The 22,098-nt window shown below is 48.7% G+C and carries 25 protein-coding genes and 1 pseudogene; 1 reads left to right on the top strand and 25 read right to left on the bottom strand.

The window, feature by feature from the left end:
* Positions 1–79: 79 nt before the first annotated feature.
* The 25 genes and pseudogenes from EGO56_RS08070 to EGO56_RS07955 form a co-directional block, all read right to left on the bottom strand.
* Positions 80–937: a MurR/RpiR family transcriptional regulator gene (locus EGO56_RS08070; RefSeq protein WP_135908428.1), complete on the bottom strand. Its 858-nt coding sequence runs from the start codon at positions 935–937 to the stop codon at positions 80–82.
* A gap of 1,188 nt (positions 938–2,125) precedes the next feature.
* On the bottom strand, positions 2,126–2,650 hold the full coding sequence (locus EGO56_RS08065) for a tail fiber assembly protein (RefSeq protein WP_135908426.1): 525 nt from the start codon (positions 2,648–2,650) through the stop codon (positions 2,126–2,128).
* A complete protein-coding gene (locus tag EGO56_RS08060) occupies positions 2,647–4,053 on the bottom strand; it encodes a hypothetical protein (RefSeq protein WP_135908424.1) in 1,407 nt (468 codons plus the stop codon). The genes EGO56_RS08065 and EGO56_RS08060 overlap by 4 nt, the downstream gene beginning before the upstream one ends.
* Before the next feature lies 1 nt (position 4,054).
* Complete coding sequence (locus EGO56_RS08055) at positions 4,055–4,627, bottom strand: DUF2612 domain-containing protein (protein WP_135908422.1); 573 nt, start codon at positions 4,625–4,627, stop codon at positions 4,055–4,057.
* Positions 4,624–5,826 carry a baseplate J/gp47 family protein gene (locus EGO56_RS08050; protein ID WP_135908420.1) on the bottom strand — a complete coding sequence of 401 codons (1,203 nt, stop codon included), beginning with the start codon at positions 5,824–5,826 and terminating at the stop codon, positions 4,624–4,626. Before EGO56_RS08050 ends, EGO56_RS08055 begins: the two co-directional genes overlap by 4 nt.
* Complete coding sequence (locus EGO56_RS08045) at positions 5,826–6,179, bottom strand: contractile injection system sheath initiator (RefSeq protein WP_135908418.1); 354 nt, start codon at positions 6,177–6,179, stop codon at positions 5,826–5,828. The genes EGO56_RS08050 and EGO56_RS08045 overlap by 1 nt, the downstream gene beginning before the upstream one ends.
* Positions 6,176–6,832 carry a Gp138 family membrane-puncturing spike protein gene (locus EGO56_RS08040; RefSeq protein WP_135908416.1) on the bottom strand — a complete coding sequence of 219 codons (657 nt, stop codon included), beginning with the start codon at positions 6,830–6,832 and terminating at the stop codon, positions 6,176–6,178. Before EGO56_RS08040 ends, EGO56_RS08045 begins: the two co-directional genes overlap by 4 nt.
* Positions 6,833–7,084: 252 nt before the next feature.
* Positions 7,085–8,134 (bottom strand): hypothetical protein, encoded by a 1,050-nt coding sequence (locus EGO56_RS08035; protein ID WP_135908414.1) that lies wholly within the window; start codon positions 8,132–8,134, stop codon positions 7,085–7,087.
* A gap of 5 nt (positions 8,135–8,139) precedes the next feature.
* Entirely contained in the window at positions 8,140–8,445 is a 306-nt protein-coding gene (locus EGO56_RS08030) for a phage baseplate plug family protein (RefSeq protein ID WP_041456913.1), read from the bottom strand.
* Positions 8,446–8,470: 25 nt separating this feature from the next.
* A complete protein-coding gene (locus tag EGO56_RS08025) occupies positions 8,471–9,019 on the bottom strand; it encodes a phage baseplate protein (protein WP_135908412.1) in 549 nt (182 codons plus the stop codon).
* Complete coding sequence (locus EGO56_RS08020) at positions 9,019–11,094, bottom strand: transglycosylase SLT domain-containing protein (protein WP_135908410.1); 2,076 nt, start codon at positions 11,092–11,094, stop codon at positions 9,019–9,021. Before EGO56_RS08020 ends, EGO56_RS08025 begins: the two co-directional genes overlap by 1 nt.
* Positions 11,084–11,236 (bottom strand): DUF6889 family protein, encoded by a 153-nt coding sequence (locus EGO56_RS08015; protein ID WP_013358201.1) that lies wholly within the window; start codon positions 11,234–11,236, stop codon positions 11,084–11,086. The genes EGO56_RS08020 and EGO56_RS08015 overlap by 11 nt, the downstream gene beginning before the upstream one ends.
* Before the next feature lie 35 nt (positions 11,237–11,271).
* Positions 11,272–11,733 (bottom strand): phage tail assembly chaperone, encoded by a 462-nt coding sequence (locus EGO56_RS08010; RefSeq protein WP_135908408.1) that lies wholly within the window; start codon positions 11,731–11,733, stop codon positions 11,272–11,274.
* Between the two features lie 2 nt (positions 11,734–11,735).
* The gene (locus EGO56_RS08005; protein WP_135908406.1) at positions 11,736–12,176 is read right to left on the bottom strand and encodes a DUF3277 family protein; all 441 of its coding nucleotides are present in this window, start codon (positions 12,174–12,176) and stop codon (positions 11,736–11,738) included.
* Positions 12,177–12,186: 10 nt separating this feature from the next.
* Positions 12,187–13,332 (bottom strand): DUF3383 family protein, encoded by a 1,146-nt coding sequence (locus tag EGO56_RS08000; protein WP_135908404.1) that lies wholly within the window; start codon positions 13,330–13,332, stop codon positions 12,187–12,189.
* A 3-nt stretch (positions 13,333–13,335) separates the two neighbouring features.
* The gene (locus EGO56_RS07995) at positions 13,336–13,872 is read right to left on the bottom strand and encodes a phage neck terminator protein (RefSeq protein ID WP_013358205.1); all 537 of its coding nucleotides are present in this window, start codon (positions 13,870–13,872) and stop codon (positions 13,336–13,338) included.
* A gap of 703 nt (positions 13,873–14,575) precedes the next feature.
* A complete protein-coding gene (locus EGO56_RS07990) occupies positions 14,576–15,034 on the bottom strand; it encodes a lysis protein (RefSeq protein ID WP_135908402.1) in 459 nt (152 codons plus the stop codon).
* Positions 15,031–15,528, bottom strand: a complete 498-nt coding sequence (locus tag EGO56_RS07985) for a lysozyme (RefSeq protein WP_238349010.1) — start codon at positions 15,526–15,528, stop codon at positions 15,031–15,033. The genes EGO56_RS07990 and EGO56_RS07985 overlap by 4 nt, the downstream gene beginning before the upstream one ends.
* A gap of 44 nt (positions 15,529–15,572) precedes the next feature.
* The gene (locus EGO56_RS07980) at positions 15,573–15,914 is read right to left on the bottom strand and encodes a hypothetical protein (protein WP_135908398.1); all 342 of its coding nucleotides are present in this window, start codon (positions 15,912–15,914) and stop codon (positions 15,573–15,575) included.
* 704 nt (positions 15,915–16,618) lie between these two features.
* Positions 16,619–16,909 (bottom strand): hypothetical protein, encoded by a 291-nt coding sequence (locus tag EGO56_RS07975; RefSeq protein ID WP_135908396.1) that lies wholly within the window; start codon positions 16,907–16,909, stop codon positions 16,619–16,621.
* 14 nt (positions 16,910–16,923) lie between these two features.
* Positions 16,924–17,352: an antiterminator Q family protein gene (locus EGO56_RS07970; RefSeq protein WP_167493446.1), complete on the bottom strand. Its 429-nt coding sequence runs from the start codon at positions 17,350–17,352 to the stop codon at positions 16,924–16,926.
* 105 nt (positions 17,353–17,457) lie between these two features.
* Positions 17,458–17,547 (bottom strand): annotated as a pseudogene (locus tag EGO56_RS22725) (hypothetical protein); the annotation flags it as partial.
* A 355-nt stretch (positions 17,548–17,902) separates the two neighbouring features.
* Positions 17,903–18,337 carry a hypothetical protein gene (locus EGO56_RS07965; RefSeq protein ID WP_135908393.1) on the bottom strand — a complete coding sequence of 145 codons (435 nt, stop codon included), beginning with the start codon at positions 18,335–18,337 and terminating at the stop codon, positions 17,903–17,905.
* A gap of 12 nt (positions 18,338–18,349) precedes the next feature.
* Positions 18,350–19,243: a conserved phage C-terminal domain-containing protein gene (locus EGO56_RS07960; protein ID WP_135908391.1), complete on the bottom strand. Its 894-nt coding sequence runs from the start codon at positions 19,241–19,243 to the stop codon at positions 18,350–18,352.
* A 746-nt stretch (positions 19,244–19,989) separates the two neighbouring features.
* Entirely contained in the window at positions 19,990–20,259 is a 270-nt protein-coding gene (locus tag EGO56_RS07955) for a hypothetical protein (protein WP_135908389.1), read from the bottom strand.
* Between the two features lie 251 nt (positions 20,260–20,510).
* Here EGO56_RS07955 and EGO56_RS07950 point away from each other — a divergent pair, with 251 nt between their 5' ends.
* Positions 20,511–21,206 carry an XRE family transcriptional regulator gene (locus EGO56_RS07950; protein ID WP_135908387.1) on the top strand — a complete coding sequence of 232 codons (696 nt, stop codon included), beginning with the start codon at positions 20,511–20,513 and terminating at the stop codon, positions 21,204–21,206.
* Positions 21,207–22,098 lie beyond the last annotated feature (892 nt).

Below are 22,098 nucleotides of genomic sequence, written 5' to 3'. Positions count from 1 at the left end.
GATCCATTTGGATCACGTCAACGCAAGAATGATACATATGCATTCTATTTTCTTATGACGGATTCAAATGGATCTTCTTTCAGGGTTTGCCAGGCACCACATAGGCACCTGAATCAATCAGGTAGCGTTCGGCATTTTCGATTTTGCTGACCGCCTCGCGGCCATGACGTGCCACCAGCATCGCCAGCAGACATTCGGCCAGCCCCATACCGGAAACCACAGAAGGAAAGAAAGAGGGACTCTCTACCGAGAAGAGTAAGGTACAGTCGGCGGCCTGCGCCAGAGGGGAAACCGGCGAATCCGTAATGGCGACGATTTTCGCGCCTGCCTGCCTGGCAGCCTGTAACACCGTCAGCGATTCGCGTGAATAAGGGGCAAAACTGGTCAGCAGAATCGCGTCCTGCGCCGTCAGTTCGCGGGTAAAGACTTCGATATTGCTCGCCAGGCCATCAATCAATGAAACCTGGCGGTTAAATAATCGATAGATATAAAACAGTGACCAGGCGATGGGAAAACTGGCACGAAATCCACAGATATAGACGTTTTCCGCCGCATCCAGCAGGGTGACAGCCTGATCCATCTTCTGATGATTCTCATGTTGCGTCGCCGCAAGGTTAGCCTGATGCGCCTGAAAGACCTCTTCGTAGAGCTGAGGTTGGGTTGGTTTTGCGATCAGCTTTTCAGCTTTGGATACGTAGGTATCATCGCGCAGACCTATATCGTCAATAAACGCGTCTTTAAGTTCACCCCAGCCCTCATAGCCCAGGCGCTGTGCCAGGCGCAGCAGCGTGGCAGGCTTCACTCCCGCTTCTGTGGCAAAAGCACGCATGGATTGCACCACCAGCTGATTCGTATTCTGGAGTGAGAACTCGGCAGCACGTTGCAACTCAGGCGACAATGCACTGAACTGGCTGACAATATTTTCCCTGGGATTCATGGCGGCACTTCATCGGCTGGCAGATGCAGGCATCTAATCACATTTAGGATCCAGACTCCACTGTCGGAGGTTGGACGCTAGCTACTGACACTATCGCCATAGATGCATAATAGTGCGCGTTATAACATAGCCATGCTAAATACACACTTTATGTTAGAGAAAAAGTTAATAGTGTAGTGAGCCTTTCCGTTAGAGAAGATTTTATTTATGAGGCCCTTCTTAATGCTAAATCTTCCTCAATCAATGCCATAATGCTGACGAAATAGTTATTGTAACAGATCAACCCTCTTCCAAGCCTGGCGTTCTTCCATTCGAAGTTAGATTTGCGACTCCAGACATCGAAATGCCTGATAACAAATATGCTAAAATTAAGAACTTACTCCAGGCCAACCCAAAAATGGAGTTTTGTTGATTGACTCTGACCTTAACTTGCCACAAGAACTGACTTATCTCGTAAAGTAGGATCGCCTTTATTCGTGTGTACAAAAAGGTCGGATCGCTTCAAAGCTGGGGAGTATTGAATATGAAATTTCCCCTGCATATAATCAATCGATCCTTCGTCTGACAGTGTAAGATCATGTCAAAGCGCATTCCTTGCAGCGATATATCTTCCATACCTGGTTACATCTATTTAATAATTCACTGGGCATAATTTCAGATGATCAGGCGCCAACAGACCAGGCCCACTTGCTGTTACATCTGGCTTTATTAATTTTATTGCATTCAGAGGATTGGACTAATTGGTCAATTTCAAAAAATAGGCGAGTTTCTTCTGTGATCGCTGAAGAGTATATTTTCTCTCATGGCGGCGTTATTTTTTAAAAAACAGAAAGCGTCACAAATAACGGGAATAAAATTTATCAAATAAAGATAAACATACTACTATAAACATTCGCTACCTCAGCGAGAATGAAAAACTAAATAATTAAATAACACTGTCGTTTGCCCGCCTTTCCAGCGGGCTTTTCTTTTAAAGTAACGACTACAAGTACTTCTGGCCACTTATTACCTGAAACTGCAGATGCATTGACTCTATTCAGCAATGCCGGGGGCTTCTCCAAGCCAAAAGCAACATTTTACCCTCCTCCACCCTCATATTTAAATCGACTCAATTAAACACCGAAATTAATATATTTCACATCTCAGATAATAAATATTTTTTATGACACCACTATTGATATTAATTCTTCATGCGTTTAGCTCCGGCCAGACAATATCATCTGGTTCTGAAACATCAAGATCAATTAGATCAAGTCGATAATTTTTGAGCACCGTCAGCCGTTCCGACTGCTCATCGGTTGCCCTGCCCAGCTCAACCGCATCCGACAACGGGGACATTTCAGTAACCGCATCAGCCATAAGTGACAGGCGTTTTTTATTTGCCAGCTCAACTTTTTCAGTCCGCGTATAAGTACGTGGCACAATTGCGGAACCATCAAACATCCATGAACCATCAATCGCGATACCTTCAGGTACCGCACTTTTATCAACTTCTGCAATGGAATATCCGCCGGGGTAAAGGCGTGATGCATCAAATCCAAAAGAGCGAATTACGCTCTCGCTGTCATAACAAAATTTTAGCGTGTCGGCACTAAAGCGCATACGGTGAAAATACCAGTCCTCACCCTCTTCACTTTGAAAATAGAGGGCGGGAATCATTAAATCCGCATATTCCGGAATGTACTGCGTGAAATTTTTCAGTATTAACATCATGCTGTATGTCCTACGTTTACCCAGCCTATTGAGGGGTAGTGCTTCTGAACCGGACGGTAAAATACCGTATCTCCGCCGGGGTTATCGCCTTCAAAATTCCAGCCAGTCATCACACAACCACCAGGAACACGCTGCTGGCCATTTTTAACTATCTGAAATGCGCCTTCACCACCCAAGGCGACATCTGAAACTCTGTTAACCTGCGCATCCTGTGCTTTGTTCCAGGCATCGTTTGCTGTGCCTCTTACTCCATTGATTGCATTATTTACGTTACCAAGCTGCCCATTGATCCAGTTGTTCAGGTAGCCGCCCCACATACTGCCGTAGACGTTACCATCGGGTGGCATAAAAGCACCGCCTGCATAGACAGAACTGGGCGACCTGAAACTACCGTCACTGCGGAATGCAAATGACTGGACTACACCAAAACCATCTAACAGAATCTCAGCAAATGCATAATTGCTGATAACCTCAACCATGCGGAAACATGCCGAAGCGCCATCCTTGAAATCCATGTCGCCACCACGGTTTTTAAGACACGATCGAAACAAAGGTGCATAAAGAGCCTGCCCTGAATTACCACTTTTGAGATTAGACATTACGGTAACGCTGGCTTCCTCATTCAGAATGCCACCCGTTTTAGGGTAAGCGCCCGTCTGTGCAGCATTTGGGGGATTTTGAGTGGTAAAGAGCTCCCCGACGTCTGTCGAATCAACAGTAATATGTAGTTTACCGTCCGTTCCCCAATCCATGTAATAACGGTGATTACCGGATGAATGGAGGCCACCGTTGGCCTGAACAGCAGGCCAGTTGCCCACATTTCCCAGGCCTACATCTGATTTATCGAGGGTTACTGCCCCTGTTTTAGTATTAACACTAGTGACGGGATAAGGTGGTGGATTATTGCCGTAATACAAATCTCCCATACGAACCGCGTCGACCTGGGCAATCATTTTTGTGCCATTCCAGCCCACATAAACTTTATTTGTAAGCATCCCATCGCCGCCCCCCTGCTGTACCGAAGTAAAGTTTCCAACTTTGTCCAGTTCGAGATTCTGACGAGCGGTGAGCTTATTTGGCAGATCGGCGAGACTTCTGGCTTTCTGCAGGTAAACATCATCAAGTTGAGTGCGAGAATTGGCAAGTAATGCTTTTACAAGCGTCGCTTTCAGCGCTGAGATATCCCCTTCATCCAGAACATCATCGCCGCTCTTATCCGCCATGAATGACGACACTACCGCAGCAATCGTCGATGCCTGTCGCCAGACTTTATTCAGCTGTTCACTTCGGGCAATACCTGAGCTAAATCCCGCGGGCAGTGCAGCCAGTTCTTCATATTCAGCCTGAGTCAGAACGTTGGCGTTTTCACCCGTTGCAAATGCCTTGAAATCATTTTTTGCCATCTTATTCACCGTTTATTACGTATGTAACCGAAACGCCAGCGGGTTTGATGGAAAGAAACCCCTGCCTGATTATTTCTTTTGTGATACCGGATATAACGCTGCCGTTTACATAGATACTCATGGTCATATCCTGATTATCTGTAAATGATAGTTTGATATTACCGTCCGGGTATATGCCGTCCAGAACAGGAGTCAGACTTTCGACGGTACCATCCCAGTTGTTTGCACCTATTCTGGCGCGGAGCATTGCCCTGAATTCGGTATCGCCCACGTCAATAGCACCATTATCTGGGGTGTATCGTCCCTTCCATGTGCCAAAATCAAACCCCAGGCTGTCACTATCGAGCGTAAAAAAATAGTCGTCTATCGGAGCAGTTATACGCCGGTTACGGCCCACCCACTCCCCTATAATGTCAAGTTGTGCACCGGTTGCCCTGTCAAGGTCGAAGTCGTCATCAAGTCCATTAAGCGCGGCAGAAACATCACTTAGTGGCCGCGTTGAAAGATCGACGTGATCTGCATAACGGGATTTATTCCTGTGAACGTTAGTTATCAGTTCCACATATTTGCTCATGAAACCACCCTGATCGAAATATTAGCCGCGGTACAGGTGGCCAGACTGTCATAGGCGATGACTATGTTCGATGTCGTCACAGATGTTTTACCGGTGCCAATAGCGATACTGACAATATCGTAAAACTGGCTATCGTCTTTATCGGTGCCCGTTGTCAGGTTCGCTGGCGAAAATAATCGACCGAAGTAAATGTTATTACCAATTCCCAGGCTGTTAATATAATTAACCATCGCATTTATAATTTTGTCCCCGACGGCACTGGTGTAACCGGTAAACGCCTTTATTTCAATATTGACAAAAATGGGAACAGCGACCGGACGCGAGAATGAAATTTTTACGGGATTACCATGGGCATCCGTAAGGCTTACCGATGTTTTTCCATATGTGGGCGCACCCAGTGTTTTCTTTTTGCGAAGAGTCTGAGCAATCTCTGTTGCATCCCCGCCATCGACAATTGCCGCGATGGAATGGGCAGGAAGTCCATTGTCATCAATCTCACCCGTGTCATTTTCATAAAGTTTATGACGTGTAACACCGGTTATATTGGCAATAGCACCGTCCAGCGCTTCAAAGGGGGTTAACGCCGGCAGTGCAACGCTTTGCCCCTGTCGCACACGTAATTCAGCATCGGTTTCTGCCGCACTGCCGATTGCAGCAGCAGTTGCATTAATAACGGACATCCAGCCGCGTGTGGGCGTGTTGATCTGGTTAACAGCCCCTTTAACTGCGGCTACCGGGCCGGATGTTGTGCAGGTTGCTGTCGTTAACACCGTACCGTCAATGCCGATCGTGACGCTCGCAGGCAGGTTCCATAAAATACTATTCGTGTCACGCACTGAACCATTTACGATGGTCGTTCCTGTGGTGCCGGTCAGCGTTACGTCAACTGTCGAATTCGTTGCTCCATGCCGCGAAATGCCGTTAATTTTAACATTCCGAGTCAGGGCAGATCCCATGCCTGTGGACGGAGAGAAAGAGTTATAAACCCGTATAGCAGTATTGTTAGCATCGTTGATAGCCAGCGCCACCAGAGCAACCAGTTGTCCGTCTTTGCTGTCGGGCTCCAGATAAGCATCACTGCCATATATCTGCTGGAAATAACCGGTGAGGGTGGCGAGGATAGTCTGGTATCCGGGCGCACTGATGCCCTGGGCCGTTATCGTTGCCGATAACCCCAGCGTGTCTATATTGAGTGCCATTACGCCTCGCTTATGACTGTTGTCGTTCCGTAAAGAGTGTCAATCGTCGCGCTAAAGAGTACGCGCCGGGATGAGGTGTTAAGGGTGGTATCAAATGCGATGATGGAATTAACGCCGCGTGTTTCCAGAATTCGTCTGCGGATAGCCAGATTGTAAGTGTCCGGACGCTGCTTACCCAACACTGACTCTATCCAGGGCGTTCCCTCCGACGTATCAAGAAACCACTGACCGTACCAGAGCAGGAATCGGTTTTTTACTGCCTGTGCCACCGCCTCCGGTGAATTAGTCAGCCAGGTATTATCACCCTGACCGAAGGTATAGTCGCCCTTCTCATCCTCTCGCCGGTATTTCACTGCGGACCTCCTGTGATGCTTTCCCCTTTCTGGACACCGCTATGCATGTGTCCTGTTTGACTGATGCCTGCGGCCATCTGGTCGCCAGTTGATGTGACCGAGCCATTTACCTTTACGTCTCCATTTACTGTCAGTAATGCAGTCGTGATATTGACGTTTCCATCCTGTTTTAGCTCAATAAAACTGGCGCCGTCATCCGTGCGAATCTGTACAGACGTTGTCGTAATATCGCTGATTTTTTTCGCCTGTGACTGCGGACCGACTATAGCGAAAGCATCAGACAGATCGTGCATGCGTGGATCGACAGTTTCCTGAACCCCGCCATTCTGCCACCAGAAATCAATGCAGCGGTCGGAAAATATCACCAGGCATTCGTCCCCTGCGGCTATCGGAAATGTGATGGTACAGCCTCCGCCGCGCGGGAAAATTACCGGGACATCCACCAGCAGCGGTAACGCTGACGAGCTGTAATTTCCGCTGCTGTCCGTGAGCTGCCCTCTGAGCGCAGGCTGAACCGTGCAGGTACAGGATTTTGGGTCAAACGATTCAATAATGCCGGGCAGGGAAACACGCAGCGAGGAGAAAATGCTGTCGGCCAGTACCTTCATGGATTGCTGTTCACCGCCTGCCAGCGACTGTGGAGAGACTGTCATGAAAACTCCGGATAATAAAAAAAAAACCGCACGCAGGCGGGTTCAGGATGAGGATGTTAATACCAGTTTGAGACAGGTCGCGCGCTGGGGGCCTCTGAAGTGGAATAGCCCCTGAGGCTTTTTACTGCACCGGCATTTTGGCTTTGAAGCGGCGTTGTTCCAATATAGCCGTAAATGATTTACTGCTTGCCGGCTGACCGATTCTGTCAGTAGCTTAACAGGAATTCTCCCGCGTTATCATGGCTGAGCATGTTAATCCACAGCCTGTATCTGCAGAGTCGCATTGTTTTTCGGACGGCACATGAGATTCATGTACCAGGCCTGTCCACGCGTGTCGCCACTGTAGTCTATAGAATAGACAATATAGACCCCGTCAGCGGCAATGGCTGACGGCTGAAGATTTTTAACATCATCCGGTGGTTTTCCCTCTACACGGGTTTCACTGACCCTTTTCGATAGTTTCAAAATCTTATCTTCTGACAGACTGGCCCGGTACACTGAGCTTTGGTCTATCTGAATCAGGCCGTTGATGCGGATATTAGGATTAATCAGGCAGCAAACATTGATGCCCGCATCCATTGTCTGCTGCGGCATACCGATCATACCGGTGTCACTGTTTAGCACGATGAGATCACGAACATATTTATCAACCGGCACCATCTGTAACTGACCGCCAGACAATTGCCACGTCGCGCCGCACTGTCCGGCCACATTATCCATCACATCCCTGGCAGGCTGATAGAGTACACGCCCGCGTGGAAAAACGGTTGCCGGAAAATTACCTCTTGTGCCCTGAGTAATACCATGCAGATTGAAGTTTTGCATCAGGGCTGCCTGAACATCGGCAACTTTGTAACCGGCTGACAGCGTTTTAACCACGTAGGCATTTGTAAATGCCTTATGTCCGTCCACAGCCTGAATCAGTATCCAGTTATCCGTCGGACCGTCGCGGCCTGTCAGCGTATAACGGATATCACCACTGAATATCTCTCCAAAGTTAGTGCCATTAACCTTACCCACCTGATCGGCCTCAAGGTTAGTGACAACACCGACCTGACTGGCATTAATGTTCCGGGCCAGCCCGTCATAACCGGCAATGATTTTTACCTTCGCAAACTCCTTACCCAGTATCCGCGATGCGGTATCCGCGGAGAGGTTGTAGATTTTTATTGTTCCTGCTGCGGGCCAGCGGGTTACAGTCCAGTTGATATTAAACACCACTTTAAAATCGCTCAGGCTGATGCCATTACCGCTTTCACTGACAATCTGCAGCTCAAAATGGCGCATCCAGTTCTGTGACATGCTGTTTACTCCGTTATGACCAGCAAGTGGCTTTTTATCCCCAAATCATCCCGTGTCGGATAATTCTGCGCCGGATCATCACAGACCACTACCAGCCCAAATCCCGGATGAAGAAAGCCGGACTGTCCCAGTAGGTTTGTACCGGTAACGAGAGGAATACCTGTCACAATCGCCACCTCGCTGCTGTCGAGCAGATCAATCACCCAGCCTGCTTCATCTCGCCACAGCGTCAGTATCGAGTAATTGACACCGTTAATTGTAATGGTGAACTGTTGGTTATCCGGCGACAAAGGAATTTCACTGGTCTGCATATACTCCCCCTGGGAAATTAGCCATTCAGTACAGCCCCGGCTTATTTACCGGCTTTAGTGATTTAACACCGGCGTTCTGAATAGCGGAGGTGCTGACCCCCTGGCTCATATTAGTTTTATCTGCAATTGCGTTTTTCTGCGCAGAGGTAATTAACACCTCCCTCAGCGTCAGCGTGGCAGACAATACATTCTCTTTGGCTTTGTCGGTGGTCACATCCAGCACGCGCATCAGCATGTTGCGGTAAAGTCGTTTGCCGGTGACCACATCGAAAGGTACGCGACTACGCTGGAGTTCCAGAAGCTGCATATAAATCTCTTGCGGGCCCAGCTTGTAACTCAGCCCGTAAGATGAAGTATCCAGCAGGTCAAGCAGCGCCCCCCCGCCAGCAAAACCTACCTCCATGACGACTTCAGCGGGCACACGGAAGGCGTGGTCAGTTATTGGTGCCTTGTCCTCTACCGGATGTTGGGTGATTTCCAGCGTGTCAACATGCTTCTCAGAAATGACTACACTGGGAACGAACAGCTCAATTTTACGTTTCTGCTGGTGAAACAGTGTTGAGAGAATGTCCATTAGCGTGGCCCTGTTACGATGGTCTGCATAAAGCGGGAGTTAACCGCCAGCTGTTTATCAGCAACCTCAGTGGCTACCCGGTATGGATCGTTGACACCATGAACATGAATGTTTGTTTCCTGACTAATCGGGCCGTATCCAGAAGACGGCAGGTTGCTCATCTCTCCAGGCAGATTGCTTCTTGTCTCTGCCGGCATAAGTGACATTCCATATCTCTGCACATTGCCCAGCCCCAGGTTATAAGAAGCCAGTGATTTAGCCAGGTCACCGTTATCAGCCTTAAGTAGCTGATTAAGATATCGCTCTGCTGCGCCAGCGGCTTTTACCGGGTAAAGCGCCTCATTGCCCGGCAACCCCACATTGCGATCAAAAGGAGGCAGAATATGAAATAGCCCATGAGCGCCCGCGCCGGAAACGGTGTCGGGATTACCTCCGGACCCGGAGATTGCCACACTGCGCAAAAGCCTTTCCGGTAGCTGGTATAACTGCTCCAGCATCTTAAAGGCTGGCGGCAATGCGTCCGGTAGCGTCAGACCCTCTTTTGCCGGGTGGGAATAACGGAAGGCATTGGCCTGTTGCGCTGGCCTGTAATCAGGAGCCGGCGTATCTGTATCTTTTACCGGCTTGCCCGGTATAGCAGGAGGTTCCGATGAGCCACCTGACCGCTGAAGGAGCAGGCGATTAAATTTATCCATGAAAGTGTGATACCAGCCGCTAATCTCCTTTCGGGCCGCCTGGGCATTCTCTGTCACACCGGGTAATGCATCAGGCCTCTCACTGCCCTGTTGCAGCAGTTGTTTGCCGATGCTGACTGCGTCAGACCAGCGATGTTCGTTCAGAGCGTTCAGCAGGTCCCCGAGAAGCGTCAGCATTTTTTTCAGATCGCCCAGGTTGCGCATCAGGTCTGTAAATTCCCACTTCAGACTCCACGCTTTCGGATCGATACCAAACAACTTAGCCGCTTCTCTTACCAGCGCCTTAATACTGCTGACCATGCCCTCGATGTTGTTTACGGCCTGCGTAATCCCCGGCTCCCACGCCTCCCAGTCGATCAGCGATTCCCCGCCTTCTTTCCATTTCCGGTAATCATCATAAAGTCCAATGATTGCCATCCCCAGAGAAGCAACAATACCGACTGGTGAGACCATAAACGCACTGTTCAGAAGCCCCCAGGCAACCACAAGCCCGCCCAGTATCGCTGTCAATTGCTGCGTACTGCTATCAAGGGTATTCCACCAGTCCCGGATATCATTGGCCGCCTGAATCAGCCTGAAAATTACCTTCCCAATTACCTCCCCCAGCCACACGATACCCTCGATGCCGAGGGTAATCGTACGCTCAATCAGTGGAAAATTATCGACCACCTTCTTTGTCAGCGTATCAATTGAATCTGCCAGACCGTCAGCCAGACCGGAACCAATTTTATCCCGCGTCATGTCTGCCATCTGCCCAAATGAACGCAGAGCGGTCATAAACCGGTTAGAGCTGGCAGCCGCGACGTCAGGGTTGTAGCCGATAGCTTGCGTCATCTGCGCGTACTGTGTACTGAACCGACCCACATCACGGCGCGTTGCTATCAGGGTCTTTTCATCAATGCCCAGCATCTGCGCATAGTGATTTGCGCGGTCAGGAGGCATTTTATTCAGCATCTGAACGACGCGGGTGAAAACAGACGCCATGTCCAGCAGATTGCCGCTGGCATCCCGCGTCTTTACACCCAGACGATTCAGCAAGGCTTCAGCACCGGGGCTATTACGGACAAACTGTGCCAGCCCCTCCAGTGATGAACGTGCGCCATCAACTGTTCCACCCAGTTGAGATACGGCATAGCCTATCTGCTCGATACTTCTGGCGCTGGTTCCGGTACGCTGCGACATCCAGTAGAGGTTATCGAGTCCGCTGGCGATTTTTGTTGTAAATGCGACCACTGATAATGCAGTCGCTTTAACAGCATCTGCCAGCTTAACGGCCTGTAATGTGGTTGCGGCGATAGTGGCATCAAATTTTTTTGCACCCGCATCATCAACCTTAAACCCGAGGCTTATCAGAAAATCTTTGATTGTTTCAGCGTTCATTCGCCTCTCTCCAGCGTCTTATCCGCTCCTCATTGTCAGCCTTCATATCCAGCCAGTCATTCATCCGGGCGATGTCAGCCAGATCGACAGTTCCGTCAAGCAGCTTGTCATAACTGATGTACCCGGCATCCACCGGGCGCATCAGGAAGTTTTCATCGTCCGGCAGACTGTCCAGTATCAGTCCGGTAACAACTGGCCCGCAGTCTCGCTGACGGGGGCTGCGGGCAAAATATTTCCCAGGCTGTCACCCACGACCCGCCCCACCATCTGCAGCATACTGATGAGATCAATGTCATCAAACATCAGTTCACCCTGTCTGGTGACCGGCACCCATGAGGCTTTATCCTGATGGCGGGACACAACGGCAAGACAGGGGAAAATGATCGCGTTGGTATCCTCTTCACTTAGCCCGGCCAGCTGATCCGCAACATGCGGCAGCAGCTTTTCGAAAAGTGGTGCATAGCTGTTAAGCGTGCCGGTCGTTTTTTCATCGCCCGGTTTTGGCAAAAGATTTCGAATAGTGCCGAACTCAGAAAACAGGCCAGCCAGCACCGGCAACAGTTTTCGGGTAACTTTAAGCTGATCAAAAACAGTGAGTTTTGCGGTGCGATAACGCACACCTTTAATCTCAAATTCCATAATCAATATTCCCCGAGCAGTTTATCGATTTTGATGCAGTCAAAAACCCACGCTACCGTTCCTGCTACCTTCGGGTTACTGAAGTCCGGTACTTTCTGGAAAGCGCAACCGCGCGCAGTGACCAAATCACCGGATGCGGTATTACGCACAACAATCACGTTATTACCCCACAGCGTGGAAGAAAGACTCTGCGCGTTGTACATGATTGAGAGCTTCTTATTCACGGGTGAGGTTTTCAGGAGATTAATCGTCACTGTGCCACTTTTTCCCGCATGCAGGCTGTGCATGCCTTCACCATCTGCACCCGTTGTCATCGTGTTTTTGGCCTCGGTCATGGCAACCACAATCCCCTCCTCAGAGTTTGCGGCTCCGTAACCCAGGTCCACGGCACCTGAAGGACCGGCCAGCGACGCTGTAACATCAATAAAACTATAAGTACTCATAAGAATCCCCTTAACGGACTACGTTGATCTGAACATCGCCATAATGCACCGCACCTGCCAGCTTACAGGCCATCTGCAGCAGGGGAGCTTTGCGCTTATCGCGATCGGCCTGTGCCTGTTCAGCGATGGGTGTGATATAGCAGTAATACCCTTTTGTCAGGGTATCGCCGGATGAAAGCTCTCCAATCGGGCCACCATTCCAGACGCCCGGCGCAATAAGACCGTTCTTTTCTGCCTGCTCCATTGACTGCTCCACATTAGCCAGCAGCCGGGTCCCGCCCGCGTCAGTCTGGGGAATTTTGGTCTGTGAGGTGTAAAGCAGATTGAAATAGTTGGTCTGTACAAAGTTCTGCAGCCAGTCCAGCCCGTGACGTTCATCGAAGAAATCGCCGTTAGCCATAACGCCCTGCTGAAGGATTGCCGTGTCATTCGCGTAATAGACATAGACGTTGGCATTTTTCGCATCGATCGCTGCCGCTGCAGCATTGCTCAGCGTTTCATAAGCTACGCCGGGTTCATCTTTGAATTTCATCGTGATGGTGGTGTTACTGCCGGTGAAATTCACCGTAAAGGCGCGCCCGAATGCTGACAGCGCAGCATATTTGCTGGTTGTTGAGTACTGAATGAAAGTCCGGCTGTAACCCGCTTTTTTCAGCGTTGATGCAATATCGGTGGATGACGCTGGATCAGGAATGTCGGAATCTGCAGAAGTCACAGCAAAGATGCGGCTCTCGCCTGACGCCTGAATAGCAGCAGCGGTGGCTGTGATATCCGCTGCGGTCAGATCGTCTTTATCAGCAATGGCCAGGCCGTACCAGTTGGTGAACTGAAGAACGGCGGTGACAGCCTGCGCCAGTGTTTCAGTGCTACCGGCCACGCCGGCTTCCAGCGTTTTTGCCCAGCGCCCGATATAGACCTGCGTCGGCTGCGGTGACTGAGAAAAATAAACCTGTGCAGCCGCATATTCGGGGCTGTCTGCCCCAAAATCTGCGCTAATGTCTTCTGTACGGGTATAAAGCCGCAGGCGCTCGGTCACCGGAATGACCGTTGAAGTGCCCAGAATGAGCAGTGAACCAAAATTACGACCTGCCGCCGCAGCGGGCGACAGAATCACGTCAACATTTACAATGCTGGATACAGGTAAGCCCTGTGCCATAAGTTATTCTCCGGTGATTGATATGGAACCGTCCACCAGCGATTTAACGCCATAGGTACGGATGTTTTTGCGGGAAAGCGTCGTAGTGATGTCATAACGGCGCACCCATTCGTTATCGATAAACCGGGACAGGTCAGAGATTGTCCCGGTTTCGATAAGTGAAAGACCTGCCGCGCTACGAAGCGTGGCAGCATTCTGTTCCACTGCGATGCCCTCTCTGAATCGCGAGGCCATGCCAGCGCCGGACGGACCATAAAAACTACTCAGCACCGTCACCTGCTCCCATGTCCACTGCTCGCTGCTTTCATCTCCCTGAATAGTTGCCGGCGTGCCATCACGCGGGGTGACTGATAAACCAAATCCGCACCAGGTCAATCCTTTCTGAGATTGCGGCTCTGTCCAGCGTGGCATCACCATGTCGGTCGCCAGTCCGGTTACGCCACATATCCATCGACTGATCTGATGCTCCAGTGCCTCATCGTATTCCGGGCCTGTATCTGTGGGGATCAGATAGCCAGGCTGCGTGCTGTCGTTGTTCAACGGATAACCCTCTTGCAGTTTTCATTAGCCTAAAGTGGACCTATACAAAATCGGTATCGTCGCGGGCCGCGACGCCAGGGCTTGTCACGTCGCTGAATCGAGCCGCACGCTACCCTTTATGGCACCACCTGCCAAATCTTCATAAGATATTGATTTAAAGTGATTAATACATGCCGATTTATCGTCAGTAGAATGCTGGTTCGTGAGGCGCTGCTGGCCTTATCTCTGAGTGTGTGAAGGCTGTCATCAGAACTGATGACATACTTTGTGCTCCATCCCTTACGATCTGACCAGCCGCCGCCGGTTCCGGCATAACGCCTGATGTATTCCCATCCAGGACCTCTCGGGCTTCCGATTACAGGGAGCTGACTGTGAGCTTCCGGGTATTTTCGATGCCCCTATCCAGAAATTTTTGTTACAGGACTACTGTTTTTTGGCATTTTGCTGTCACACTGTGCAGATCTACTTTCCCGCGCTTCAAAAGGAGCAATTGCAGCGAGTTATCGAGCCGTCAGGTCGTACGCCATGAGCTGTCAGGCCTGGCTAAGATATTCGCAATTCTGAGGGGGGCTTTAAGGCTCGATTTTTGCAGACTCCGGGATAAGGTATGCCCGGGTCAGGCACATAAAAAAGCCCCGCTTTATGCAGGGCCAGATGAATCGGCTGGGTAAATTGCTGGTACAAAAAAATAAACATCAGTTTTCTACCTCAGGCACTGCTCTTTGATGTACTGCTGCAATCCCGCTATCTGTTTTCCGGCAAGGCTGATTCGCTTTCTGAGGATGAAATAATTCCGTTGAGCGGCGTCAGTAAGTCCGGGGCTGGCTGCAACATCCAGGCCGGCGGTGATGGTGGCCTCACCTCTGGGGCAGGTTGCGTTGAGGTGCAGCCTGCACTTACCAGAGCTAACGCACTGCTGAAGAGAATCAAGCCCGGCTTTAGCCTCTGCCAGTTCCTTTGTATATTTCGCATCAAGCGCGGCCACATCGCGCTGGCGCATCTGCAAATTGATAATGGTGTCATTAGCCAGCCTCAGTTGTTCTTTTACCTTGTCGCGCTGAGATTCAAATGTGACAGCCTGCTCGTGATAATGAAGTGCCAGCAATCCTGCACAGGTCAGACACATTACTACCGCAATACTTATCAGCAGTAATCTCGTCATTGATCCAGCCCCCAGCACGTTAACTCTGATTCCTGATCGCGACGCACAACCTGTCCAAAGCAGTGGTTAGAGCGTATGCGGCAGTCTTTACCCCCGTCAAATATCCAGCGTTTCATCTCTGCACATGCGCCCCTGCGATTCCCGGCATTCAGCTTACGGTAAAATGATGACGGCAGACATTTACCAGGACCAATATTCCAGGGACAAAACGAAGCAATTCCGACTCTCTGTGGATCCGTCAGCGGAACGGTTACATGCCTGTTTACCCATGCCAGCGCCTTAGCCTGCTCCGCTCTGTCGAGGATCCGGCACTGATCGGCTGTCAGCTTCATGCCCTGTAGGACTGACTTACCTTTTATTTGCGTTACGCCGCCGCAGATCGTCCACACGCCACCCGCGTCAGCATAAGCTTTCAGGCTGCTTCCCTCTTTCTCCTTCTGGAACTGTTCCATCAGGGTGGGCGCTGATGCACCAGCAGCAATCAGTGCCAGCATTGCTGCACTTAGCTTTGTTTTCAGCTGTGGGGATAGCATTATGTTTAATCCTTGACGGAGTCGAGCACCCTGTTAATGCCCTGGATGACCTGTGGTGATTTCTGTACAGCAGGTGAGTCTTTAGACCCGTTGAGGTAATCGAGCACCGCCTGTGCACGAACGCGGTCCAGTTCAAGGCGCTCCTGCTCGCTAAGCATGTTTTGTTCAATTTCTTTGCGCTTTAATGTCTCTGTACGGTGTTTGTCCAGATACCCAAAGATGGCTATCACCAAGCCTGCCAGGGCGGTGACCATGTACACCCTGTCGAGTGTCACGACACCTGCCAGGCTCGAAAGAGTTGCCATCCAGGTGCCTCCGCTGATTGCAGTGTCTGCATGTTGATTCATACGAAACATATCCATCCCGGTTCGGGGAATTGACCAATTAGAAATTGTCTATTTTCCGAGCCGGACAAGACCGTTAGCTTTCAGGCTATTGAGATACAAAAGCCTGGTCGCCGTTGGGTAGCTAATGAGAAAGAACACGCCGCTGTACGGATTTTTTTGCATAAAAGTCGCTGATGGCCATCCTGAAAATTACGGTATTCTGGGTGCTGGCAGGTTGAAATAAAAAAGGCCCGCCGAAGTGAGCCATTTAATCAGAATATCTAAAGCGATCAGGTTGTAACTCATTCAAGCCGCTTTCCCTGCGCATCCAGCGCCGTTTCTAACGCCTGTTAACGCATTTCGGCCTGAATGAGGGCCTCAAATATATCCTGAGAAAGCCTATGTGCGGATTCTGGCTGCACCGGGTTTATTTGAAGGGGATTAAATCTGCTTTCATTCCTAGGGTAGTAGCGTTGGCACTACGTGGTTAACTGCCTAACATATGGCAACAGTGGTCAGGATCTTATCCCCGCAAGGGGATAGATGAGGACTTATCCTTTATAGGGGATAAATAAAAACGCCTCCAGACTGGTGAGGTCTGAGGCGTTTTGACATCCACATCAGGAACTGACTTTTGCCGATAATCTGCATTAGCGGGTAATCGACCTTATCACATTACCAGGGAAATTGCGGACCGCGCTAGCGTTTTTTTATATTTTTTTGCGTCAACTCTTCTTCCTTACAATGCCTGCATTCAACGTTGTCAGACACACCGCAATAAAGCCTTCAGCTATATTAGCTTTGATTTCTTCTATCTTCTTATCGTTTTCTGCCTGCGTCACAAGAGTCGACTTTATCAGAATACTAAAGAAGTCGCGGACCGCGTGAGAAGTTTTTAAAAATTTTTCGGTCAATTCGTCGCCCCGATCAAGCCGCGCATCCAGCCCCTTAATAAATTTTTCAGCATTCTGAATTTCAATGCTCAATATTTTATTAGCACATTCAACCTGCTTCAAAGCAATCAACCTTATCAGAATACTAGAGAAGTTGCGGACCGCATTAAAGGTTTTTTAAAATTTTTTTTCGGCGTCAATTCGTCGTCCATATCAAGCCGCACATCCAACGCTGCCAGACATCCCTCAATAAACCCTTCTGCCATCTGTATTTCTATTCTTACTATTTTCTCATCGCGTTTAGCCTGCTTCGCAAGGGTACGCTTGGAAATATTGAAAAAGTAATACATCACAATGAGCGCGTGCTCATCCGGACGTCTGGCTTTAAGCCTTGACAGGCAACCCTCTATAATCAGCCCGTCTTCATCACTACATCTAAGCGTTAATTTTGAATCCTGCGGCAGCAGCCCTTTAAACCCTGCTGCAATTGTTGGGTAACCGATGTTGCGACTTTCTGATTTAGCCCATCCTGCCCAACGTTCTAATACCTGTGACATATCACGCATATTTAATTCTCCCCACACATTCAGTTTTTCATTTGTCGCGATTACACCAGATTTAGTCGCGAAATTAAGGAACCTGAATAACGGTTCAGCCTGGCTGCCATATTCTGCTTCAACTACTTTCGTATCCTGGTGCGGATCATCGTGAGGCGCTCTGCAAAGCGATATCACGAATAAATGATGGGTATTCGTTGCCATTCTCTTCCGACCATGTCTGGCGATGCTATAAGAAACGTCAGCTTCGCTGCCGAGTCATGCCCAGTTCTGCCACTCTACCCATCGTTTGTACTGTCTGGTCTGCCCATGCTGAGCCAGTTTCTCTTTGCACTGACGATTGTCGCAGTCAATGATTTAATGCCGCGATCAGTGACTTTAACAACCCGGGGAAGTCAAACTTACCCGCGATAAAGATGTCGCATAATCTCCTGCCACTGGTTTGACATGACATATTGTATGTTGTAATTACTTTCGAAATACTCCTCATAAATGTTCAGCAGTTAATAATTCAGATATACGATCTCATTGGCACCGAAATGGCGCAGTAGACTTGCCTTCACTGATGATCCTCACGCAATGTGTTTTCAGGGATACGCCCTGTCTCAATCCCACTATAACTTACGTAAGTCCGGGCTCCATTGATTGCACAGCGATCGCAGTTCTCTTTAGCTTCACTTCGGGATGCATCCAATCGAGCTACAAGTATTGCTTCACGCCATACCTGTACCGCACGCAACCAAAAGCCTTTAGCCTCAAGCAAGGTAGCCTGCTTTACATGCTGGCGATATTGTTCACTCTCTTCTATGACCATTTCGCTGTTGATTGAATAACGCCAGTCGCTGACAAGTTTAAGCACTCCTCTGGTTAAGAGTGGTTTAATAACACGCTTTATAGTGGTTTCATGCATGCCGGTCAGCATGCAGAGTTCGCGGACCTTTAGCGGACCTCTGCGGGTAATTAATTTAAGAACTTTTAATTCGTTATTGACCATATTGTTCTCCTTTTAGCCGCGAAAACCATGGGGCACGGAGCAATCAGGTTTTGGCACCACCGTGATATCCCGCTGAATGTTTCGTTTCAGGGCTTTCCACTCAGAACGCGGTGGGCGCCCGGCCTTATCCCATTTGGCAGCTGACTGCAGATAGCCAGGCAGATTGCCAGGGATGAACAACGTTTTGGGACGCATATACTGATATTCCTGAGTGCCTTCCCAGTGGACATGCTTGTAATCCACCACCAGACAAAGCTCTTCCACTGTAAACGCATCTTTAAGCCGGGCCTGGATGTGGCCCATCGACGACTGCGCCTCAGTGTACTTAGCGCCGGTAATCTTGTTCAGATGGCATAAGACTTTCCGGGAACGCCTGACGAACGACCACTCATCGTCTGATTGCGTAGCAAACTGACAAGTAGGGGTTGTTGTAATCTCTGTTGTATTCTCTGTTGTATTCTCTGTAAGAGGAGGGCAATTTGCACCTATGGACGATGGCAGACTGTCCCGGTCGAAGAGAGCAGAGTGCCCTGCCCGACGAGTGAGGATTGCATTCTTCGATGAGGGCAAATTACCCTCATCGGCCAACAGTGGGTTTGCATGATTGATTGCGTAGTAATTAGTCCGATCATGCTGTGTTTTTTTCAGCTGCTCTACAAAAATCAAATCACGTTTTTTAAGTGATTTCAGAGTACGTTTAACTGTGTCCGATGACCAAAATGGAAACTGATTTGTCCACTCTTCGATAGTGTTATAAACCCAGCGCGTACCGTTATATTCGACACCAGATAGGGTGTCCTCCAGCCAGTAGCAAATCTGTTGCAGCACTATCGCTTCATTCAAACCAATACGCTTGGCGAGCATCGGGCTAATTACTAATGGCTTAATTTTCAGAAGTAAGCTCATGAATTATTTTGACCTCCCTGAAATATTGCTTACACAGTTTGAGAGAAATGAAGCACTCATCATGTTCATCGTTTTCATGCGATTAGATAATCTGGTTTTTTTCTGACTCCCCGCTAATGACCCGCACATGCATACTGCATATATCATGGACAATACGGTCAGTTTTCGCATTTTCACCTTCATCGACTGATCTATATTGTCTACAGCCCTGTCGACAAAGCTGTAACAAACTTCGTTAATAATCCCTGGTATATTGAGCCCGTAATGCCCTGGTCCATGACATAAGCGACCACAGGCAGAATGAAGGCAATGAAATGGCGGTAATCCTGAATGCCTGGTTAAATTGATCACGCGATTAGTTCTCCACAAACGTTAATTTAGTCGCATCGAGCGCCACGAACTGCAATCCCCGGCATTCACCTTTTCTGATACACAAAACAGGCAATACATTAGCGTCAATTGCCCTGCCCGCATCGCCATGCATTGATGGCTTTTTTCTCAAATATGCTCATTCGCATCCACCAGACTGTCAGCGTGTTATTTTGTAAATGCAGGCTGAATGCTTTCTAACGGCATCGACTGATTTCATCAGGCATAGATTAATGTCTGCATTATCAATATTTTTAATATCCACCAGCGGAACATTTAAGGTGTTTGACCGCGGGGATAGAGCGTTAGCAATGTGCCTGATGCTACTTGTCTGATTTGTAATCATGGCCAGGTGCATTGTAAAAATCTTATTATCATTAGCCCATTAGCCCATTAGCCCTTAAATAACGCCCTTTAGTCCTGCCAGGAGATTCAGCAGCTTTTGTAAACCCACCCGGGATACCTGAAATAATCTTTTCCATTGCCGCTCCCAGCCATGCTGGTGCCTTTTCTTCATGCCAGTGCGTTTGATCCTCGGCTATCCCTCTCTCTTCTGATTTCGTTACTGATGACGTAGTTATTTGAAACATGGTGCCAGTTTGAAAAGTGCTGGGTACAGAGAATGCCTGGTTTACTGATTTCCCCATGAATGAACACTGCCAGTTACTGAACTGTATTCCGTGATTCAACCCTCACTCCGCGCTCCATACGGCTCAGATCTCCTCTATCCAGCCAATAGCCAAACCGACTTCACTAAGCGATCATTGTTGCGCAAAACGCAATTTATAGGTATTTTGTGCACTTTTTATCACTCATTGCATAATACGCATGCTAGAGTATGCATTCGGATTGCGCAAGTTAATTTGCGTTTCATGCAAGCCAGTCATTAAATAGGCCTATGAACATAGGAAATCGAATCAGAGAACTTCGCCTTGCGCGGGGAATGAGGCTTAACGATCTGGCAGATGCTGTGGGCGTCGATCAGGCAAATATTTCACGTCTTGAAACAGGAAAGCAAAAATCCTTTACTGAGCAATCGCTTAATAAAATTGCAAGCGTACTAAATGTAAGCCTTGGAGAATTATTTATTCCTCCCAATCCAGAAAATACTGTATATAATAACAGTAAGGATTCCGAAAAAGTCATACAAGGGGGGGATGTGTATCGTGTGGATTTGCTTGATGTAAATGTGAGTGCTGGTCCAGGAGCGTATATAGGAAGTGACATCGTAGATGTTATTCGCTCTATTGAGTACAACGCCGACCATGCCAGAAACTTCTTCGGCGGTAAGCCTCAGACTACTGTAAAGATGGTTAACGTTCGCGGCGACAGCATGTCAGGGACTATTGAACCTGGAGACCTGATTTTTGTAGATGTTTCAGTGACTCAGTTTGATGGTGATGGGATATATGTATTTGGTTTTGATGGAAAAATACACATCAAGCGTCTGCAGATTGTTCCTGATAAAATCGTCGTCATTTCTGATAACACACGCTATCGGGACTGGTTCATTGATGAAACAAATGAGCACCGCTTTTACATCTTCGGCAAAGTCATGATTAGCCAGTCGCAATCGTTTAAGCGTCACGGCTGAACCTCATAATAGCACTCAACACCCGGCTTGCCCGGGTTTTTGCGCTTTTGGCATTTTTAAAAATTGCAATTCAAGCATTTATTGAAATGCATATTTTGCATACTCATTCTGTTGTTATTTCACAGGCATTGCTCTCGACAAACGCCTTATCTGTAATGAAGATGCTGGCGTTGTAAATCTGCAATCCGGCAATGAAACTTTGGTTCACAGTTTGGTGTCCTGAGCCCAGGGGTTGCTGTGTTGGAGATTAGTGAGGAGGATGTATTCCACTGCCCCTTGCATAGCAAGGCGGGCACACTCAAACGCCTGAAAGACGTGTATTTAATCACCATCTCGCTGTGGTTAATGCACCCTGATGCTTAGTAAAAGGGAATCAGGTTAAGAGCGTCGACTGAGCCGGATGATTTCCAGTGATTGTCACGACAGTCAGGAGGCAGAACCGTACAGGTCTGTAAAGTTTACAGACACACATTTGCGTATGACCTAAACCACGCTGCCAGGAATATCAGCACATAACGATGGGAGCTTTTCTCTGTGACAAAAAAACTCCTGGAAGATTTTCCTGAACTGATGAATGCGCCCAACCGTTATGATAAATGCAGACAGCAAAGGGTAAAGACTGATAAAGATTTCATACAATTCAGGCTTTTTCACAGAGGTGTTTGTCAGTCTGAACAAAGCAATAGTTGTGGAGACACGGCATTTTGACCCCGCCCTACAGCTATGTTTTTGCACGCTGGATGCAAGACGGCTCAGTAGTCCCTAATCCCGTTAAGGCGCTGAGCAGAGTTAAGCACCTTAATGGGATCATCATCCTGGCTTCAATAATGAGTTCATAGATTTACAGATGTTTATTGTTGCTGAGTCATTTTGGCAACAACCAGATCGCTTT

Origin of the sequence: Pantoea vagans (assembly GCF_004792415.1) — a bacterium.
GTDB classification, from domain to species: domain Bacteria; phylum Pseudomonadota; class Gammaproteobacteria; order Enterobacterales; family Enterobacteriaceae; genus Pantoea; species Pantoea vagans.
Note: the sequence above shows the minus strand (reverse complement) of the source record. Positions and strands in the feature narration are given on the sequence as shown.

Excerpts from the sequence above, each read along its gene's own strand:
- EGO56_RS08070 (WP_135908428.1), bottom strand. The coding sequence starts at position 937 with ATGAATCCCAGGGAAAATATTGTCAGCCAGTTCAGTGCATTGTCGCCT.
- EGO56_RS08065 (WP_135908426.1), bottom strand. The coding sequence starts at position 2,650 with ATGATGTTAATACTGAAAAATTTCACGCAGTACATTCCGGAATATGCG.
- EGO56_RS08060 (WP_135908424.1), bottom strand. The coding sequence starts at position 4,053 with ATGGCAAAAAATGATTTCAAGGCATTTGCAACGGGTGAAAACGCCAAC.
- EGO56_RS08055 (WP_135908422.1), bottom strand. The coding sequence starts at position 4,627 with ATGAGCAAATATGTGGAACTGATAACTAACGTTCACAGGAATAAATCC.
- EGO56_RS08050 (WP_135908420.1), bottom strand. The coding sequence starts at position 5,826 with ATGGCACTCAATATAGACACGCTGGGGTTATCGGCAACGATAACGGCC.
- EGO56_RS08040 (WP_135908416.1), bottom strand. The coding sequence starts at position 6,832 with ATGACAGTCTCTCCACAGTCGCTGGCAGGCGGTGAACAGCAATCCATG.
- EGO56_RS08035 (WP_135908414.1), bottom strand. The coding sequence starts at position 8,134 with ATGTCACAGAACTGGATGCGCCATTTTGAGCTGCAGATTGTCAGTGAA.
- EGO56_RS08030 (WP_041456913.1), bottom strand. The coding sequence starts at position 8,445 with ATGCAGACCAGTGAAATTCCTTTGTCGCCGGATAACCAACAGTTCACC.
- EGO56_RS08025 (WP_135908412.1), bottom strand. The coding sequence starts at position 9,019 with ATGGACATTCTCTCAACACTGTTTCACCAGCAGAAACGTAAAATTGAG.
- EGO56_RS08020 (WP_135908410.1), bottom strand. The coding sequence starts at position 11,094 with ATGAACGCTGAAACAATCAAAGATTTTCTGATAAGCCTCGGGTTTAAG.
- EGO56_RS08015 (WP_013358201.1), bottom strand. The coding sequence starts at position 11,236 with ATGCGCCCGGTGGATGCCGGGTACATCAGTTATGACAAGCTGCTTGAC.
- EGO56_RS08010 (WP_135908408.1), bottom strand. The coding sequence starts at position 11,733 with ATGGAATTTGAGATTAAAGGTGTGCGTTATCGCACCGCAAAACTCACT.
- EGO56_RS08005 (WP_135908406.1), bottom strand. The coding sequence starts at position 12,176 with ATGAGTACTTATAGTTTTATTGATGTTACAGCGTCGCTGGCCGGTCCT.
- EGO56_RS08000 (WP_135908404.1), bottom strand. The coding sequence starts at position 13,332 with ATGGCACAGGGCTTACCTGTATCCAGCATTGTAAATGTTGACGTGATT.
- EGO56_RS07990 (WP_135908402.1), bottom strand. The coding sequence starts at position 15,034 with ATGACGAGATTACTGCTGATAAGTATTGCGGTAGTAATGTGTCTGACC.
- EGO56_RS07985 (WP_238349010.1), bottom strand. The coding sequence starts at position 15,528 with ATGCTGGCACTGATTGCTGCTGGTGCATCAGCGCCCACCCTGATGGAA.
- EGO56_RS07980 (WP_135908398.1), bottom strand. The coding sequence starts at position 15,914 with ATGAATCAACATGCAGACACTGCAATCAGCGGAGGCACCTGGATGGCA.
- EGO56_RS07970 (WP_167493446.1), bottom strand. The coding sequence starts at position 17,352 with ATGCGTGATATGTCACAGGTATTAGAACGTTGGGCAGGATGGGCTAAA.
- EGO56_RS07965 (WP_135908393.1), bottom strand. The coding sequence starts at position 18,337 with ATGGTCAATAACGAATTAAAAGTTCTTAAATTAATTACCCGCAGAGGT.
- EGO56_RS07960 (WP_135908391.1), bottom strand. The coding sequence starts at position 19,243 with ATGAGCTTACTTCTGAAAATTAAGCCATTAGTAATTAGCCCGATGCTC.
- EGO56_RS07955 (WP_135908389.1), bottom strand. The coding sequence starts at position 20,259 with ATGGGGAAATCAGTAAACCAGGCATTCTCTGTACCCAGCACTTTTCAA.
- EGO56_RS07950 (WP_135908387.1), top strand. The coding sequence starts at position 20,511 with ATGAACATAGGAAATCGAATCAGAGAACTTCGCCTTGCGCGGGGAATG.